Origin of the sequence: Flavobacterium sp. K77, assembly GCF_021608205.1 — a bacterium.
Lineage (GTDB): Bacteria > Bacteroidota > Bacteroidia > Flavobacteriales > Flavobacteriaceae > Flavobacterium > Flavobacterium turcicum.
In genome coordinates this window covers 547,556-567,341 of sequence record NZ_JAKIHO010000001.1, presented here as the reverse complement: position 1 = coordinate 567,341, position 19,786 = coordinate 547,556, and the positions used below count along the sequence as shown (strand labels likewise).

The 19,786-nt window shown below is 36.0% G+C and carries 12 protein-coding genes; all 12 read right to left on the bottom strand.

Annotation, left to right across the window (positions count from 1 at the left end):
- Positions 1-4: 4 nt before the first annotated feature.
- Positions 5-586, bottom strand: a complete 582-nt coding sequence (gene ruvA, locus L1S34_RS02465; RefSeq protein ID WP_166133092.1) for a Holliday junction branch migration protein RuvA — start codon at positions 584-586, stop codon at positions 5-7.
- A gap of 87 nt (positions 587-673) precedes the next feature.
- Complete coding sequence (locus L1S34_RS02460) at positions 674-2,971, bottom strand: NADP-dependent malic enzyme (RefSeq protein WP_236362671.1); 2,298 nt, start codon at positions 2,969-2,971, stop codon at positions 674-676.
- Positions 2,972-3,127: 156 nt separating this feature from the next.
- The gene (locus L1S34_RS02455; protein WP_166133088.1) at positions 3,128-3,553 is read right to left on the bottom strand and encodes a CBS domain-containing protein; all 426 of its coding nucleotides are present in this window, start codon (positions 3,551-3,553) and stop codon (positions 3,128-3,130) included.
- A 62-nt stretch (positions 3,554-3,615) separates the two neighbouring features.
- Positions 3,616-5,484: an alpha,alpha-trehalase gene (locus tag L1S34_RS02450; RefSeq protein ID WP_236362669.1), complete on the bottom strand. Its 1,869-nt coding sequence runs from the start codon at positions 5,482-5,484 to the stop codon at positions 3,616-3,618.
- A complete protein-coding gene (locus L1S34_RS02445) occupies positions 5,481-6,695 on the bottom strand; it encodes an MFS transporter (protein ID WP_236362667.1) in 1,215 nt (404 codons plus the stop codon). Before L1S34_RS02445 ends, L1S34_RS02450 begins: the two co-directional genes overlap by 4 nt.
- A 28-nt stretch (positions 6,696-6,723) precedes the next feature.
- Complete coding sequence (locus tag L1S34_RS02440) at positions 6,724-8,460, bottom strand: alpha-amylase family glycosyl hydrolase (protein ID WP_236362665.1); 1,737 nt, start codon at positions 8,458-8,460, stop codon at positions 6,724-6,726.
- Between the two features lie 5 nt (positions 8,461-8,465).
- On the bottom strand, positions 8,466-9,392 hold the full coding sequence (locus tag L1S34_RS02435) for a carbohydrate kinase family protein (protein ID WP_236362663.1): 927 nt from the start codon (positions 9,390-9,392) through the stop codon (positions 8,466-8,468).
- 16 nt (positions 9,393-9,408) lie between these two features.
- Complete coding sequence (locus L1S34_RS02430) at positions 9,409-10,713, bottom strand: MFS transporter (protein ID WP_236362662.1); 1,305 nt, start codon at positions 10,711-10,713, stop codon at positions 9,409-9,411.
- A 134-nt stretch (positions 10,714-10,847) separates the two neighbouring features.
- Positions 10,848-11,765 carry a hypothetical protein gene (locus tag L1S34_RS02425; RefSeq protein ID WP_236362660.1) on the bottom strand — a complete coding sequence of 306 codons (918 nt, stop codon included), beginning with the start codon at positions 11,763-11,765 and terminating at the stop codon, positions 10,848-10,850.
- Positions 11,765-13,150, bottom strand: a complete 1,386-nt coding sequence (locus L1S34_RS02420; protein WP_236362658.1) for a vanadium-dependent haloperoxidase — start codon at positions 13,148-13,150, stop codon at positions 11,765-11,767. The genes L1S34_RS02425 and L1S34_RS02420 overlap by 1 nt, the downstream gene beginning before the upstream one ends.
- Positions 13,151-13,154: 4 nt before the next feature.
- A complete protein-coding gene (locus L1S34_RS02415; protein ID WP_236362656.1) occupies positions 13,155-16,415 on the bottom strand; it encodes a VCBS repeat-containing protein in 3,261 nt (1,086 codons plus the stop codon).
- On the bottom strand, positions 16,408-19,740 hold the full coding sequence (locus L1S34_RS02410; protein WP_236362654.1) for a VCBS repeat-containing protein: 3,333 nt from the start codon (positions 19,738-19,740) through the stop codon (positions 16,408-16,410). The genes L1S34_RS02415 and L1S34_RS02410 overlap by 8 nt, the downstream gene beginning before the upstream one ends.
- Between the last annotated feature and the right edge of the window lie 46 nt (positions 19,741-19,786).

Genomic DNA, 19,786 nt, shown 5'->3' with positions numbered 1-19,786 from the left:
ACTATTATAGGTTTTTTAACGCTTGTTTGATAATGGATTCTACAGATGCTTCGGGATCATCCTTAACAATTTTTTCGATGACTTTTTCAGCACTTTTACGTACAAATCCCAACACCTCCAAAGCTGATAACGCTTCATCACGATTTGTATTGCTTTGCGACATTGAAACTTCGTCTAAATCAAACAATTTGAGCACTTTTTCTTTTAGATCAAGAATCACACGTTGGGCTGTTTTGCTACCAATTCCTTTAATAGATTGAATGGTTCCTACATCACCAGAAGCGATAGCATTTGTAATTTGTTTGGGATTTAATGAGGAAAGCATCGTGCGTGCAATACCAGCACCAATTCCGGAAACAGATAATAAAAGTCTGAAAATTTCGCGCTCTGATTTTTCCATAAAACCAAAAAGCGTATGCGCATCTTCCTTAATTTGCAAATGCGTATACAGCTTGATTAAATCATTAGTTGGCAGTAAAGAATAGGTATGCAACGAAATATTAACATGGTAGCCCACGCCGCCACAGTCGATAATTACGTGTGTTGCCGACTTTTCGACTAGTTTCCCTTGTAAATGTGCTATCATGACGGTTTAAAATTGTGTCAAATATAAAAAAATTAGCATCTGTTTGAACCTAAAACGGCACTTTAACAGATGCTAATTATTTGGTGCTTATTTAATTGTATTGGATTTGCTCTTTTTTAGCTCTTTTTCTTGTGCATCGATAACCGCAATGGCAGCCATATTAACCATTTCTTCTACACTTGCACCCAGCTGGAAAATGTGAACTGGTTTGCCCATTCCCAACATGATTGGCCCTATAGAGTCAGACTTATTCAATTCTTTCAACAATTTATAAGTAATGTTTGCTGAATCTAAGTTAGGAAAAATTAAAGTATTTACTTTTTTTCCTGCTAATTTAGAAAACGGAAATTTAGCTGAAAGCATATCTGGATTAAGTGCAAAATCTACTTGAATTTCACCATCAACAATCATGTCTGGATGATTTTTATGAAGATAAGCTACCGCCTCGCGCACTTTTGCTGCACTATCACTTGGTGACGATCCAAAATTTGAGAACGAAACCATAGCAATTACAGGCTCTACACCAAACATCTTAGCTGTTTTAGCGGTCATTACTGCAATCTTAGCCAAATCATCAGCCGAAGGATTGATGTTAATTGCCGTATCGGCCAAGAACATTGGTCCACGTGCCGTCATCATCATATTTGTAGTTGCAATGATTGATGCACCAGGCGCTTTATCAATTAATTGCATCATTGGTTTTACAACCGATGGATAACTTCTTGAATGCCCCGTAACCAAAGCATCAGCTTCGCCTTCATTTACCATCATTGCTGCAAAATAGTTACGCTCACGCATTAATTTTTGAGCATCAAGTAACGAAATGCCTCGTCTTTGTCTTGAAGACCAATACGTATTTGCAAACTGATTTCTACGTTCTTTTTCTTCGTTGATTTTTGGATCAATGATTTCAACATCAGCATCAAAACCAATTTCCTCTTTCAACTCTAAAATTATTTCTTTGTTTCCTAAAAGAATTGGGAAACCAATACCTTCTTCATGTACAATTTGAGCTGCTTTTAATACATCCAAATGATCTGCTTCTGCAAATACAATTCGTTTTGGATCCATTTTAGCGCGGTTGGTAATCAAACGCACCATTTTATTATCGTTACCCAAACGATCGTTCAATTCGTCTTCGTACTTTTTCCAATCTGTAATCGGATTAAGTGCTACGCCTGATTCCATTGCAGCTTTGGCTACAGCCGGTGCCACAATCGAGATTAAACGTGGATCAAATGGTTTTGGAATAATATAATCGCGACCAAAAACTAATTTTGTAGCGCCATAAGCCACATTTACTTGCTCCGGAACCGACTCTTTTGCCAAAAGCGCTAAAGCTTTTACGGCAGCCATTTTCATCGCTTCGTTAATTTTTGTAGCACGCACGTCTAAAGCTCCTCTAAAAATGTAAGGAAACCCAAGAACATTATTTACTTGATTAGGAAAATCAGATCTTCCTGTGGCCATAATTACATCTTTGCGCGTAGCGATGGCAACATTATAATCAATTTCAGGATCTGGATTGGCCATTGCAAAAACAATTGGATTGTCTGCCATGGTCAACAACATTTCAGGGGACATTAAACCTCCTGTTGATAAACCTAAGAAAATATCCGATCCTACCAACGCCTCAGCCAATGACATCGACGGAATATCTTTTGCGTATTTCAATTGTAATTGAGACAAACTCGGATTGTCCTTGGTTAATAAACCTTTACTATTGAACATTAAAATGTTTTCGACTTTTACACCTAAAAGAACGTACAAATCAGCACATGCCAATGCAGCTGAACCCGCACCTGACACAACCATTTTCACATCCTCAGCATTTTTACCAGCTAATTCCAAAGCGTTTAACAAAGCCGCAGATGAAATGATAGCGGTACCGTGTTGGTCATCATGCATTACCGGAATATTCAATTCTTCAACCAAACGACGTTCAATTTCAAACGACTCTGGAGCTTTAATATCCTCAAGGTTGATACCTCCAAAAGTTGGGGCAATGTTTTTTACAGTTTGGATAAACTCTTCGATATCTTTTGTACCAATTTCAATGTCGAATACATCGATATCAGCAAAAATTTTAAACAACAAACCTTTTCCTTCCATTACAGGTTTTGATGCTTCGGGACCAATATCCCCAAGCCCTAAAACCGCAGTACCATTGGTAATTACTGCTACAAGATTTCCTTTTGCTGTGTATTTATAAACGTTATTAATGTCTTTTGCAATCTCTAAACAAGGCTCTGCTACACCCGGAGAATAGGCCAACGATAGGTCTCTTTGTGTTGCATATTTCTTTGTAGGAACTACTTGAATTTTTCCAGGCGTTGGTTTCGCGTGGTATAATAATGCTTCTTTTCTTCTACTATTTTTGTCCATTTTTTTTAGATTTTATTCTAGCCTACAAAGATAGAAGACTTGGTTTAAAAAGTCAGCTTTTATCCTATTCTTTTCTAAAAATGCGTGATTAACAAGTCTTAGAAATAAAAAAAGCCTCTGATTACAGAAGCTAATTTTGATGACTTTGTATGAGATCTACTGTGAGATGTAAGTATTTAAATGATTTATGGTGTCTTTTTGAATTTCAATGATAGCTTTCACCACATCACTAATGGATATCAGCCCTATTACAATTTGATTTTCAATAACAGGCAAATGTCGAATACGTTTACTGCTCATTAACTCCATGCAATAATCTAAATTATCTGAAGGTTGTACCGTGATAACCGTGGTTTCCATAATTTCACTCACTAAGGTTTTTTTAGATGACTTGTCTTTTAGAACAATTTTTCGAGCATAATCACGCTCTGATAGGATTCCTTTTAAAACGGCATCTTCAATTATCAGAATAGCACCAATGTTTTTTTCACTCATCACGGTGAGTGCTTCATAAACCGTATTAGTCGATAGGATGGAAATAACTTCTTTCCCTTTGCTGCTTAAAATTTGATCAACTGTCATAACTTTTTCATTTAGTGAATCATAAAGTTATGAAAAAATAGCTTGCAATTGCAAAATACGATTTATTTAAAAAGTACATCTGGCGAAATAAGCTTACTTAGATCGGCACGCATGGCAGGAGTTAGAATTTGTAAACCGTATTGATAGGAGGCGTTAACCCATCCAAAACCTTCTTTAGCGATGTAATTAAATTCGGTTCCTACATTACCATATTCAGCAAAAACCTTATGAGAACTGATTTCTAAATCGAATTTTTCAGGAATGGTACCGTTGTAATCGACGGCATTTTTGGTAATCAACCACAGCCAACGGTATACCATTTCTTTGGCTTTTTCGCGGTAACCGTAACGCAGTAATCCTTCCCAAAGCAACATTTGATGCGGGGCCCAGCCAAAAGGATAATCCCATTGTCGTTGCGGAGCATCTGCCGAAAGGTTCGAACTACTTGCTTTTGTACTTCCTGAAATTCCGCCCGTTTGTAAAAACTGCGGGAGCGCCACCTCTACCAATTGCTTGGCTTGCTCCTGAGTGCACAAGCCTGCCCATAGCGGAAAAAATGTAGTAGCTGACTCAAACGGGAATTGCTTATGATTGACAAAATCGTAATCAAAAAACATTCCTGCCGCCTCGTTCCAGCAAAGCTCATTCATTTTTTCTTTTCGGAAATGTGCTTTCTGTTCCCAATCATCTGTGGTATAAACGGCCGAGTCAGTTTCAAAAACACCTTCAAAATGAGTAGCAATCAAGTGGGCAATATCTTTCTCGTATTTAAATAAAAAACTATTGACATCAACCGCGTTCAAATTGGCGCAGGTATTTATAAATCTGCTGGTGGTATCATGCCCGCTCTCTCTCATACTTCGGTCATGCACAAAGTACTCATCCAAATCTTCATCAACCAAAGTACGTTCTAAATATTTTTGCTCGAATTCGCGAATTGGTAACCCGTATTTTTTGGCATAAGGTTCTAAAATATCGTCAAAATGACCCGGCTCTACCTCAAAAGGCATTCCAACACCATCGGCTTTGTACCGATTTAAACCTGTTGGAGTTAGTCGTTTTCCTTGCTTCATCCAAACCGAATTGTACTCTAAAATGACAGTTTCAAGATGAGAACGCAACCAGTCTTTAGGTACGGCCCGTTTTTTTGTAATGTCAAGTAGCAACGAAGAGTAAAGTGGAGGTTGCGTGCGCGTTAGGTAATAACTTCGGTTAGCATTTAGTATTTTGCCGTAATGTTTTATCTGGTACTGAAAATTATCGGCTATTGCAATTGCCTTCTCAAAATGATTGTCAACGAGTAAACCTACACCAATAAAATAACTATCCCAGCCATACATTTCGTTGAAGCGACCACCAGGAACCACAAAAGGAATCCCTTGTAAACTGTATAATTTTTGCTGTAAAGCAAGCGCCAAAATACCTGGACTTTTATCCAAAGTTGCAACATGATCGACTGAATATCCTTCAGGCAAAACCGTTACTTGAAAATTAGAAAACTTACTTTCTAAATCTTTAAAATAAGCTACCCCTTGAAGGTCAGTCGCTGCCACATACAGCGTTGCTAAAGCACTCGAAGTTTTTTCATCTTCAAGAATTTGAGCTAATCCTTTTTTATCAATAGTTCGGGTTAATTCATTCCAATAATCGTCGCGAATTTTTCTAGAAATCCGTTCGACTGGATCTTCTTGAATTCGATTGAGATCGACTTCTCCCAAAACAGGCTTTACGCTTTTTAGCTCCGCTAACTCCTGCAATAAATTGGATAAATGATAAGTACCCTCAATGGCTACTTCATTTTTCGTAATTTCATCAACCAATACAAATCGTTTAGGACCAGTATCGTCTTTGGTTATTTTTTTATCCTTATCGGTATCTTCTTGTTCTAACAAAGCACTAAATACCTGATCAACATTCAATAAGATTTTCATGACCTAACCGTTAATTTTTTTAAAATGAAAAATGAAATCAAAAGCAAAGCCATTGGAATCAATGTGTAATAAAACGCATTTTCTGGTCCTTGATTTTTAAATAAATATCCAATCACTCTGGAGCCTAAGGTGCCGCCAAGTGCTGAAAAAACAACAATTAAACCCGTCATGGAGCTATGCAAACTTTTTGGCAAAGCGCTCAAAACAACCGAATTTAATAACGGATAAATAGGCGCGATAAATAATCCTACGAGTGGAAATGCAAAACCAATTAACGGGATATCGCCTAAACTTGTCACTTCGTTTACCTGCAAGCCAACAGCTTTGGGTAAAACAAAAATTACAATCAGCATGGCGCAAACAATGCAAGAACTTAGTACCCAAATCCAATTTATTTTTTGAGTTAAAAAACCTGCCAATAAACGACCAACCGCTAACGAAACCGCCAGAATACTGGCCATCATGATACTAATATTTTCTGGCAAATGAAGTACTTTGTTATTAAAGGTAGGCAACCAAGACATGATTCCCTGCTCAATCATGACAAACAAAAAGGCGCTAATTACAAAAACGATGGTCAATAGTTTGGCTAACAATTGGAACATTTGTTTAAAATCATCAGCAAGATTAACACCAGCTATTTCTTTTGGATTTTCAAACTTGGCAAGAAACAAAAAAACAAACGAGAGTAGCGCACTACCCGCCAATAACCAATAAACATTTAACCATGCATCAGGATTGGTTGCAGAATTAAAGGCTGGAAACAGAAAGTAAGCCAAGGCAATACCAATCATGAAAACGCCTTCAATACTACTCATTAAACTATTGTGCTCTTTTTGATTTTCTGTGATGGTACCAATTAAAGAATACACGGACACTTTGATCAATGCAAAAGAAACGCCCACTGTGGCAAATAAGATTTTTGCTGCAGCAAATGAATTTCCAAAATACATTCCAAGGCAAGCCACTGTTACCAAGGCCAGACCGATAAGCATGGCTTTTTTATAACCTATTCTAGGTAAAAAGGAAGCAATAAAAAACGAGACTATTGCAATTGGCAAATCCTTAAAAGCTTCCAAAGCACTAGCCTGCACCTCATCAACACCATAATTGGATTGTGCTTTTAAAATCACGATTCCCACGCTATTAAGCAAGATCGCAAACACAAAATAATTGAGATACATGGCTAATTTTATCGTGCTTTTTTTCATCTTGCCGTTTGGATTATTGTGGAATTAATTAAAAATTTAAAATGCGATTCACTTCATTTTCGTGGTGATGAATACTAAATTGAAGTGTTGTCAAATCAGCTTTTAAATGAGCAACAGATTGATCTTTTACCCATTTAATATCAATTTTTGTAGCATCAGATTCGTCTATTTGCACTTGTCCTGAAAAGGCAAGAGCGGTATTTCGTAAACGAATGATTTCAAGTTGTTTTTGGACAACAGTAGTTTTCAAACCTTCGTTAACCTCATCCAATGTAATCGTAGTTCGGTTAATTTCTTTGTGACCGGCACTTCCGCTTGCATCAGCCGCTGCATAATTATTTTTGCCTGCAAAAATGTCCAAATACCATATTTGAGGAATTCCAGGAACAAACATTTGAATGGCTCTTGCCAAAAGTAATTTTTGATCGTCTTCGCCCAAGGCACTATAAAAAGTAGCATTGATTTGGTAGTATGAGATTTTTTTACCTGATGGATCGTATAGATTTTTAACGCGTCCACCACGTTCCATAATGGTATTCATGATCGACTCGATTTCATCATCTTCAAGCAACCCTTTATTGTAAACACCTTCAACTTCTTTTCCTTTTAAATCCAAAACCGGAATTCCATCATGACAACCCAACATGTTCACGGTTTTAAAGCCTTTGCTAACAATTTCTTTGGCCCATCGAACTAAAGCTGCGCTATTTTTATTTTCGATGGTGTGTAACGTGAGTCCTGGTAGGAAAAAATCATAAATATAATAGCCTTCGGCAGCTACTTCGTCATGTAAATGCAAACCATATTCCGCATGGATTTCTGGCAAAAGCATTAAATCATTTTTGTTAGCAATTTGGTTGATGCGCTCTAAGTAGTCCCAAGTGCCAGGTTTATTGAAAAAATTAGACTCACCTACTTGCTTGTGTAAGTAAGCGAAAGCATCCAAACGAAGAATCGTACAACCATAATCCTTCAATTTTTCTAAGGTTTCATTATAAAATTGCCAGACCAATTCTGAAGCGCCATTAACATCCATTTGCCCCAAGTAAGAGCGCTTTTGCTCAATAATTTGTACAATTTGCGAGCTAAAATTAGCAGCATTTTTAAAATCAATAGTAGCCAAGTCTTGTTGTGTTGCAATTCCTTCATTGGCTACAGCCAAGACATCCTTATATTGCTCCTGCGGTAAATTTTGAACCGATTCTAAATCTTCGGTTGTTATCGGATTGTATGTGATTTGCTGGTAAAAAGTGTTCCAATACGGTTGATCAGAACCATCAGGAAAACGAACTTTCAAAATAGGCAAACCTGATTTTCTCATGAATAGTTTATTGAGAAATTCTGGTTTCGGAATTCGGATTCCTTCCTCATTTAAATCGCCGTCATATTGCCAAAACTCATTCCAATTAATAAAAAAATCTTTGTATTTAGAATCTTTTCCATGCTCCAAAAGATCTTTGAACTGCGGAGACGCAACGGAAAGATGATTTAGAACGATGTCGAATTTTAATTTAATATTGAGTTCCTCCAATTCTTTTAAATCATTTGGAGATACTAATTCTTTATTGATATCGTAATCAATAATAGAAAAACCGCGATCTAAATCACTATTAAAAAAGGTTGGCAAAACGTAGAGCAATGAAAAAACATCTTTGAACTCCGTCATCTTAAGCATGGAGATAGAATCACTCAGTTTTACGCCAATACTATCAGGATAAACATTGAGCATTACTCCGTTGCTAATTGTAGGATTATTGTGCTGCATAATATTTATAATAGTTTTGAAAGTATGTTAATATTATCTGGCAAACGACCCACATTTTGTAATTTTAAAGCTGCAAGTTTAAGTGCAATATCTAAACATTTTTGAGTTGATTTTTCTTTGATGTAAGCAAATAAGAAACCCGACCAAAAAGCATCGCCTGCCCCAGTGGAGTCCATTACTTTATCAATTTTAATAGCTGGCATTTGAATAATTTGTTGACCTTTTTGCGAAAGCTTTACCCCCTTACTACCTAAAGTGAGACAAACGGTATCGACTCCTTTATCATGAAAAAATTTAAAAATTTCTTCGTGTGGCAATTCTTTTTCAAAAAGTCGTAACATATCATCTTCGCTAATTTTAATCAAAGGATTAAATTGGCAATACGCATCAATTACTTTGAACGCTTTTTTCTGGCTTTTCCACAACTTGCGTGCATAGTTTAAATCGATGCTTAATTTACAGCCCAAATCATAAGCTTCTTGCGCTTTTTTCAGAATGGTTTTTTGAGCTGGATTTTTACTCAACGCAAAACAAGTAGTGTGAAAAATATCGGTGTTAGCTAAAATATCTGTAGTGATTTGTTCCTCATAAATACAACAATCAGCAGAACGATACGGTATAAAATCAGGCGTGCCTTCAGACCTTGACACAAAAATCACACTTGTTGATTTGTCATCTAAAACAGAAAGATGATTAGTGTTTACTCCTACTTCATTTAAACGCTCAGCGATGTAAGATCCAAAGCCGTCATTCCCAACAGTAGCCACCATTATGGTATTTAAACCTAATCGAGTAGCATTCATGGCGACATTAGTAGGTGAACCTCCTAAATATCGGTGGTAATCTCTTGTCTCATTTATCATAACACTCTCTTGATGACCAATAAAATCAACAAGAACTTCACCCACACAGAGAATATCTATTTTATTCATTATTTAACTCGTTGTATTATTCAATTACTTTATTGTTCTTAATTTTAATTAACAATGTACAGCAGGCTGCTATTGCTAACAATATTCCTGCAAATGTGATAGCTTGTCGCGGATCATTATCTAAAAAATTACGCAGCACATATCCAAAAGAAACGTTTTGAATAATCATTGGTATCACAATCATCATATTTATAATTCCCATATATACTCCATAACGCTCTTTTGAAATCACCGCTACTACCATCAAGTAAGGAATTCCCATCATACTAGCCCATGCGATTCCGTAACCTATAACAACCGCAAAAAACAAATATTGGTTTTGAACTAAAGGAAAGCACAAAAGCGAAACTGCACCCAACAATAAGCAAACGAAATGAATCATTTTGGCTCCATGTTTTTTAGCGAGTTTGGCTAAATAAAAAGCGATTGAAAAAGTCACTATAAATCCAAACGCACCTATTAAACCATTCCACTCTACCGCTTTTTCGTATCCTTGGGGATTACTTGGAGTAACATTCCATACAGAAAGTGCGATACTTTTAGAGTTATTTTGCCAATAACACATCATGGCATACCATTGAAAAAGGTAGACCAAAAACAGCTGCCACATTACTTTTGGCATTTCTAAAACTGCTTTGTAAATATCTATAAAAGGTGAAAAAACGTTTAGAGGTTCTGCTTTCAAAGCTGTTAATTCTTCCTGAGTAGGCGGAATTTCTTGGGTTTTGCTCATACTCCACCAAATAGAAGTAATTGATAAAACCGCACCTAGGAAAAAGGATGCATAAATCCAGGTGGGTAATGATCCAGTATAACCCACGAAAACTATTGGAAATAAAAACAAAGAAATATATGCTAGAAATTGCCCAAAGCCCGTAAAAAAACTTTGCGCTTGAAAACCCATCGGTTGTTGTTCCTCATTAAGTGTATCAGCTATAAAGGCACGGTATGGCTCCATTGCCGTATTGTTACCTACATCTAGAATCCAAAGTAAACCAGCCGCCATCCAAAGCGAACTACTAAACGGAAATAAGAACAAAGCCAAACTGCACACGATCGCACCGATAAAAAAGTAAGGTTTGCGTCGGCCCCATCTTGGATGCCAAGTTTTGTCACTCATAGCACCAATAATAGGTTGAATAAGTAAGCCAGTTAGTGGACCTGCAAGATTTAAAATTGGAATTTCATCAGGACTAGCGTGTAAAAAGTCGTATATCGGGTTTACGGCGCTTTGTTGTAAACCAAAACTGTACTGAATGCCAAAAAAACCAACATTCATATTTATAATTTGCCAAAAACTTAACTTTACTTTTAAATTCATTCTGGTTGGTTAATTTGTTAATTTATCATAAACTTAGTTTTAAAATCGCCAAATAAAAACAGAATGTACAAAAAAACGTTTTCGGAATACCCGAAAACGTTTTCGACTTGTTTAAAAAACGCAGAAAAATTGCTTTATTTTTTTTGAAATGGAATTATGACTTTTGTTTCCCATTCTAGCTCTTCGCCACCATTGAAAGGATTGGCTAAAAAATGCTCCAAAACACGATGTTCTAGCTGTAAATTATTTCGTTCTGCATAGTCTTGCAAGGCAAACCAAGCGCGATCTGATGTTCTGAAATTACCATAATATGTTGCTTTTAAACCTTTAATCACCGGCAAGGTCTTAAATTTAACTACAGCATCTGGAATTATCTTAGTGTTTTTTGCTATCGGAAAGCAATAATTAAACTCGAGAGTTTCTTTTTCTTGATCCCAATTGGTTACCTCAACGTAAGGCCTTCCTGTTATCTTAATTTTGTTTGAGTATAAAAACCCAGTTATAATCGCATCATTAGCAATCATAGTTTGGGCTTTTTCCTGCATCACACTTTTTAGAGAAATGTATGCAACAAATTCCTCATCAGAATTCCCAGGTCCTTCTATTTTAACTTTGAATTTTTTTAGATGTTCATCAAGGCCTTTCTTAAAATCAGTGATTTTTTCCAACTGCTCTTTTTTGAAATCAGTTTCGAAAAAAGGAACTGTCAATTTATTGTACCAACTCTGTTTTGTATCTGATATACCAACGTTGACCACTACCACCGAATCATTTTTCGAAATTACTTCCCAATCATAGATTAATTGTTTTTCACCTTGGGTTAAGGTATAACTTACTTCAGACAGGCCACTTTTTTGGGTTACTACAAATTTCACTCCTTCTTTTTGTTCTCGAATGGCCGTCCATTCTTTAATTCCTTGCTGTACTGTTGCTCTTGCGGCTTGCACTTTAAAGTGAATGGTGTAATCTGATTGTTTAATTAAAAAGTACCATCCTAAAAAAACAGAGAGAAGTACAGTAAATCCAACCAAAATTTTCTTCTTAATGTTCATTATTTTGTCTTCATTTTTAATTTACCAGTAATAAAATCGCCAATATTTTTACCTTGAACTACTCCGTTTTCAATGGCCGCACGATAATGAATTCCACCATATAATCTACTAATAGAAGCTTCGTCTGCAGCTTGTTGAAATGATTTAAAGGAGCGCTTAGGCAAGCCAAAAGGAACTTCAGAATCATCAACATAACTAAAATTATCCCCAAAAATAGAAGTCAAAATTATAGCAGAGCATGACGAAACAACTGAGTGACCGCTAGTATACTCCGGAAAAGGAGGCGTTTGTAGTTGCGGACGCCAATTTTCATCAATGTTTTGATTGATGTACGTTTCTGGACGAATCACATTGCTGCGATACTTTTCGTTCCAACAGCTGATAAAACTTTCAAAAATACCAATAGACGCCTTTGTGTATGCAAAAACAGAAGTTTCAAAATTAGCCTTTGTTTTTTTCAGAGCAATTTTGGTGATGTTAATCCAATGTGCATCGGGTGTGTTTTTCTTTTTGGCAAACATCATGTGACCTTGCACCACTGTTGCATACGGATTACAATCCCAAAAGGAAGCAATGCTGGACTCTTCTGGAATCACTCCTTTTCTGTTTTTTTCAATGGCGAGTAATTTTTCAGAAATTGTATTTCCTATTTGGTACGTTTCTAAAGCATCTTTGTAAAAAGCAGAATTTTTATCCGTTGAAAAAGGATACGGTGCTTTTGGCTTGAATTGTCCAGCAGAATCCATTACTAAAGTTCTTATTTCACCCCAATGTGGCTCTACTCCATCCATATACGATGGCGGTGTGGGTTGCCAACGACCCGGCTCATCTGCATTTACTGAATACTTGGAAAAAGTTCTCGTTTGTTTGTAATTGTCTTTGGCCATCCAAGCGGCAATGCGATCTACGACTTTCAAGGCATAGGTTTTTGACGCCTCAAACTCTTCGGAATTTTCATCACTCCATTTAGTGTATAAACTGTCACGGTATTTTTCGAGTGCTTCTTCAGAAAAAATCAATTGCTTGCTCACCTCCATGTGCGCAATTATGGCTGCCAAGTTTTTGTTGACACCACTTTTTGGGTCTAAAACTGGGATTGAATCAAGACCCTTTAACTGCCCTTGTAGACTTGTATAATTGCTATTGTTTTGCGCTATAATTTCATAAGCAGCCACGTTTGGGTACACATAAATACGACTAGCTACAGGTGGTGAAAAGATATCATGAACCATGATACCTGTCACGGTATCGACCGCTGCACAAAAATCATCGGTGGTAACTTCTATATTTTCTTTTTTCTTGCAAGAACTTAACGCTGTTAAAAAAACAACTAGTCCAATCATTATGGATTTACTGCGAGATATAATAAATTGTTGTTGTTTCATTATTTTAATTTTTTAGTAAAGGCAATTGATACACGGCTGCTTTTGTATTCGTACTAGTAACTAAAAGGTATTTTTTCCCTTTAACAGTAATCATATCCAAATGTCTCACTGCTTTTTTAGTCAAATCAATTCCAATTTGATGGCCTAAGAAAATAGTTTTATCGCTTTTAATCAATGCTCCAGAAAAACCATCAAACCTACTGTGATACGGTGTCACTCCAAAATAATTTCCTGCGGCAAATACAGCTGGTTTTGAACTACCATCAAACTTAGCTTTTACAAAAGTGGTAATTGGTGCTACTTGCATTTTATTGGTAAAAGGAACAAAAATAAACTTGCTTTTGTCATTTCTGAGATAGCCTGATTTTAAATTATGCACTTCAAACAAAGCACCATTTGCTAACATTTTAGGATCAAAAATTTCCTCAACTGTTTTTCCTGCAAATGATTTGTAGTTATTAAATTTCTTTTTAAGCATTCCACTAAATTGTTCAACCAATTCATCTAAACCATGAGTAGTGTAGTATTTACCGTTTTTTTCGATGGTTACAATAGTTTCGTAAGTACCATTTTTGTCAAAATCATCATAGTACATTTTCATTGGGAAAGTAGTCGAAGCTTTGAACTTAGAATTCAATCCCCAATTCCCTACCAAATAATCCAAATCGCCATCGTGATCAATATCAAACGGTATAATTGCCTGCCACAAGCCGTTGTTTTTTTCAGGAAAAACCGTTTCGGTTACATTCGTGAATTTTCCGTTTTTATTAGCTAAAAAAGTTGGTTTCATAAATTCTCCCACCGCGATAATATCTGTTGTTCCATCAGCATTAAAATCGTTAAAAACAGCAGCTGTAACCATTCCGATTTTCTCAAATGCTGGATTTTTCACAACCGTAAAAACTCCTTTGTTATTGTTTAATAAATAGCAATCAGGCATCGATCCGAACCTATTGGTAACCGAGTTGTTACCTATAAAAACATCCAAATCACCATCTTTATCATAATCAAAAACCTGAACTGTTGAAGCATTCTGGGCTAGTTTTGGAAGTGATGCAACACTAAATTGTTTGTTGTTATTCAAGTACAAACGGTCTTGCAAATCAGATGCGTTTTCGCCACTGCCCGAAACAACAAATAAATCATTGATTTTGTCTTGATTAAAGTCGCCAATAATCGCTGAAGCATCCTCATAAATAGAATCTTTTGCTAGTAACTTGTCTTGCTTCAGAGCGAAACCATTTGCATTTTGGAAATAAACCGCAGCTTGTTTTCCTTTGGCACCGCCGAAGAAAATATCATCAAGCCCATCTCCGTTTAAATCGCCTACGGCCGTTGCAGCACCACGATCAGAGCGTTGAAAAGGCATTAATTTTTGTACCAAAACATCGATATACTCATTTTCTTGTTGCAAATGATCAATACCTAAATTACCATCTACTTTCTTAAAAATAGGCAGTACAGTCGCTTGTAATTTCGAGTAATTGAACACACGTCTGTCTTTATTGGCAGTAATAGTAAGGCTTTGATTCACTTTTACATTTTTAAGAGTTTGATAAGTTTTATCAGGCCAAATAACTACTAACGAATCTATACTTTTTTGATTACCTAATCCAAAATGAATCGCAGGTTCTGAGGAAGACTGAAATCCGCGTGTAGTTTGTAACTCTTTAAATTGTTTTTTACCCTTGTTGAAAGCAATTACTTTAGTTCCTACTCCGAAAGAATTCTTACCCGCAAAACGCAATTTTACTTTTAAATAATTGGCTTTATTGTTGGTCGAATTGATATAAAGCGATGCAACGGCGTTGGTATTATTAGTTACAATATCTAAATCTCCATCATTATCAAGATCTGCATAACCGCTTCCGTTTGAAATTATTGAGTCATTTTCTATCCAATCCTGAGATCTATTTTTATATTGCAAATCAGCAGCACCTTGAAAAACATAATTAGTCACATTGCCGCTAGGCATACGCTTTAGAGCTTCTTTATCTAATAGTTTAGTCGAGGTTATTTTTTTCTTGATTTGATCGTTAGAGTAATATTTCACATAATCCAAGTCATTTGGTCGCTTTGGGATACCATTACTGATAAAAATATCTTGTTCGCCATCTTGATCATAATCGCCAAAAAGCGTGCTCCAACTCCAATCGGTTGCCGCTATCCCGCTCAGTAAAGCCGTCTCAGTAAAATGTTTTCCTGCCTGGTTTATTTGTAACATGTTGCGCGCATACTGATTGTGATAACCCAATTTTTCTGTACGCAACTTTAGCATTTGCATATTATCATCACCTAAGGATGCTTTGAGGACTTTTTCGTCGTCAGCCAACATATCTAAGCTCAAAATATCTGGAAATCCATCGTGGTTTACATCGGCAACATCAACACCCATAGAAAAACGACTGGTATGTCCAAAAAACTGTTTGAGACTCTCAGTAAAAGTCCCATCGCCATTGTTCAAATAGTAATAATCGTCTTCATGGAAATCGTTACCCACATAAATATCCGGATAACCATCTAAATTAAAATCGGCAACAGCTAGACCTAATCCATAACCATTTGCGCCACCAAAAATGCCCGCTTGTTCACTTATATCAATAAACTTACCGTTGTCATTTCGGAATAATTTATCGCCTGATTCGTAACTTCTGTTTTTGCGTGTTTCTGCTTTACCAAAAGAAAGTTCGCTGTGTACCGCATGATTGAGCAGGTACATATCAAGATCACCATCTAAATCATAATCGAGAAAAGCGGCAGACGAACTGTAATTATCTAAATCTAAGCCGTATTGCGCGGCACTTTCCGTAAAAGTATTGTCTTTATTATTGATGAACAATTCGTTTTGACCTTCAAAACCATTGATGCCAACAACCGCACATACATAAATATCCAGATAACCATCGCCATTCACATCGGCCATCACGGTACCCGTATTCCAGTCGCTATTGCCTTCTACACCGGCTTTTTCAGAGATATCTTCAAACTTATTTTTTCCTTTGTTTAGGTAGAGTTTGTTTTTCCCTTGGTTTGATGTAAAATAAATATCGACTAATCCGTCGTTGTTGATGTCTCCCAAAGCTACACCGCCGCCATTATAGTAATATAAGTAGTCTAAAATGGAGATATTTTTAGACGGTATCAATTCGTTTTTAAAAGCAATATTGCTCTCTTCCGCAGGGAATTTATCGAACAATTGCCCCTCTTTTTTAGTGCAACTCACAACAAAAAGTGATGCAATGGCGAGTCTAAAAATATTATTCATTGAATTTGAAAAGTTTTGGAACATCATTGTTAATAGCTGCTAATAGGAATGTCTTTTGATTTTTATTTTTTATCAGTTGTATCTTTTTGATTTCGCCTCTCACAAAAAAGCCAGATGCAGTGCTGCTACTGTTAGTAAAAGTTCCTTTTTTAGACCCTAAAAGAACACTACCATAATTGGCATCAAGTCGGCCATATTGTGGTTTAAACTCGTACTGATTTCCTCCCAAAATAAAATCGAGATAACCGTCTTTGTTTACATCCACAGTTGCAATGGTATTCACTGATGAAAACTGAACTTGAGCGGGTAAAGCGGTAACTACAAATTTTCCGTTTCCTGTATTAATTGCTACACAACTTTCTTGATAGGCTACTGTTTTTTGAATCGAATTTTCAACGATCTCTTTGCTAAATAAATCTTGAAAAGTTTTCGTGGCATAAGCTGCATAACTTAAATTTTTCTTTTTGATAGAAGGAATTTGCTTGGCTAACTCTTGTTTTAAGTTGATCGGTAAATCTTTGCCATTAATGGATCGAGTTGCAATTTGTTCGATCGTACCGTTATTATCAAAATCGTTGGTAAATAATTTTAAAGGATTGTCTTGACTTGGTTTGTAAGAGGTATTGGTTCCCTTATTGCCAAGCACTAAATCTTTTTTACCATCATTATTCAAATCAACACAAGCTACCGCATTCCAAAATCCAGTGTAGGTGGATAAATTCGATTTAAATTCTACCAAACGGCGGCCGTTATTTTTAAAAATCATTGGTGCAGTCCAATCACCTACTAAAATCAAGTCTTTTTTAGAATCGTTGTCGATGTCTTCCCAAATGGCATCGGTGATCATTCCGAAGTTATTGATTTTAAAAGCTTTTTTATCAATTACATTCGTAAAATTCCCTTTACCATCATTCTCTAAAAGTAAATGTTTAGGATCAATACCGTAAACACCAGGTACGCTTCGGCTACCAATAAAAACATCGGTATCACCATCTTGATCAAAATCGTAAGATTCTATTACAGCGACGTTATTGGAAGTAGTAGGAATTATAGTTTTACTACGAGTAAAAACTCCTTTACCATTGTTCAAATACAATCTGTTCTTGTAATTGGCTTGATCTGCTTTTTCGTTTCCGCTTGAACCTACTAATAAATCAACATCACCATCATTATCAGCATCAAAAAAACTTGCGGCAGTATCTTCAAATGCAGCATCGAGGTCTAAGTCTTTTTGTGAAGAGATTTTAAAATTACCATTTCCGGCATTGAGGTATATTTTACCCGATTGTCCTTTGGCACCACCAATATAAACATCGTCATTTCCGTCGCCATTGATATCAGCCACACACATCGAAGGCCCTTCTTGCGATAGCATTTTCGAGACTAAACCTTCATGATCAAAATCGATAAAATTATTTTCTTTGTGCGCAACAAAAGAAGAGTTAACCCCTGAAAATTGAGTTTTTTGATTAATTATTTTAGGTAAAAAGGTGCCTTTTGCTTTAGCAATATCTAAATTTAAAACCGCATTTTTTGCAATCTTTTTAACGGTTTCTGTTGTTCCATTTGGCCAAATAACACGCAAGGAATCGATTTTTTTATCACCAATTCCGAATGTCATTGTATAATCAATTGACGATTGAAAACCTCGAGACGGAATTAGCTCTTGCCTAATAATTTCAGATCCTGTAAAAAGCTCCACGACGCTACCAACTGCAAAAGTATTTTGACTGTTACCTTTTAGTTTCACTTTTACATATTGGTTTTTGGCATTTTTCTCCGAATTGTTTCGGTACACAAACGACTCCATGTTCACATTGTTGACCACCAAATCAAGATCTCCATCATTGTCGAGATCAGCATAGGCCGCACCATTAGAAAAACTTGGCGTATCCAAACCCCAATCTGTAGCCTGATTGCTAAAGGTTAAATTTTTATTGTTTTTGTACGCATAATTAGCAATAGGAGTACTTGGCATTTTACTAATTATGGTTTGAATTTCTTCTTTTTTTCCTGTAACCACCATTTTTTGCATGAACTCATTTGCAAAAAAATCAACAAAATCCTGATTAGTCAAGTCATTGTAAATACCATTACAGACAAAAATATCCTTGTATCCATCATTATCCATGTCAAATAGTAATGCACCCCAACTCCAATCGGTTTTTGCTACTCCTGCGTAATTGGCAATTTCTAAAAACTGATTTTCCCCATTGTTAATTTGCAAGGTATTTTGCATGTATTGGGTGTAAAAATCTAAATTTACTTTGCGAACAAATAAATCATAATTTTCAAAATTGGTTGTAGTTTTTAAACGCTCGTCAGGTTCTGGCAGCATATCGGTAACAAAAATATCGGCTTTACCGTCATTGTTTATGTCGGCCATATCAGCTCCCATTGAAGATTGACTGATGTGCGAAGTCCACCCTTTAATTTCCTCGGTAAAAGTTCCGTTTTTATTATTGATATACAGATAATCTCTCTCGTAAAAATCATTAGAAACATAAATATCTGGATATAAATCTCCGTTTACATCACCAACAGTAACCCCTAATCCAAATCCAATAAGACTGCCGTAAATGCCAGAAGCAGCACTTACATCAGTAAATTTTCCGTTATCGTTACGCAATAATTTGTCTCCACCACCTTTTAAAATTTCAGCAACATCCCAATCTTTATCACGTAATTCCCTTTTATTTGAATAATTCAAACTACTTACTGGTATAAAACTATTGTTTAAGATATACACATCGAGATCTCCATCTTTATCATAGTCAAAAAAAGCTGCATGAGTAGTAATGCCTGTATCGGCTAAATTGTACTCGGATGCTTTCTCCGTAAATGTTCCGTTTTTGTTATTAATAAACAGTTCATTTTTTTGCTGATCGCCTAGGCTATTTCCAGCATTACAAACGTAAATATCTAAAAACCCATCTGCATTTAAATCTACCATAACAACACCCGTAGACCAAGACTTACTCCCCTCAACACCTGCCTTTTTGGAAATGTCTTCAAACTTGAAATTTCCTTTGTTCAAATAAAGTTTATTAGCGCCAAGATTCGAGGTGAAATAAACATCCGGAAGCCCATCATTATTTATATCACCAATTGCAACACCTCCGCCATTATAGAAATTACGGTATTTAAAGATATTCATATCGGCTCCATTCTTTACTTCATTAAGAAATGAAATTCCTGTTTCTGAGCCACTCAACTTAGTGAATAACAACCCTTCTTCACTTTGCTTCTTATCGGAACAATTTAAAAAAGTAACAGCGAGAATACAGCTTACAACTAAGCGCTTTAACATAATTGGATTTGACATTGAATTAGAAAATTGTAAGTATTAGAATTGCCTAATTTATATATTA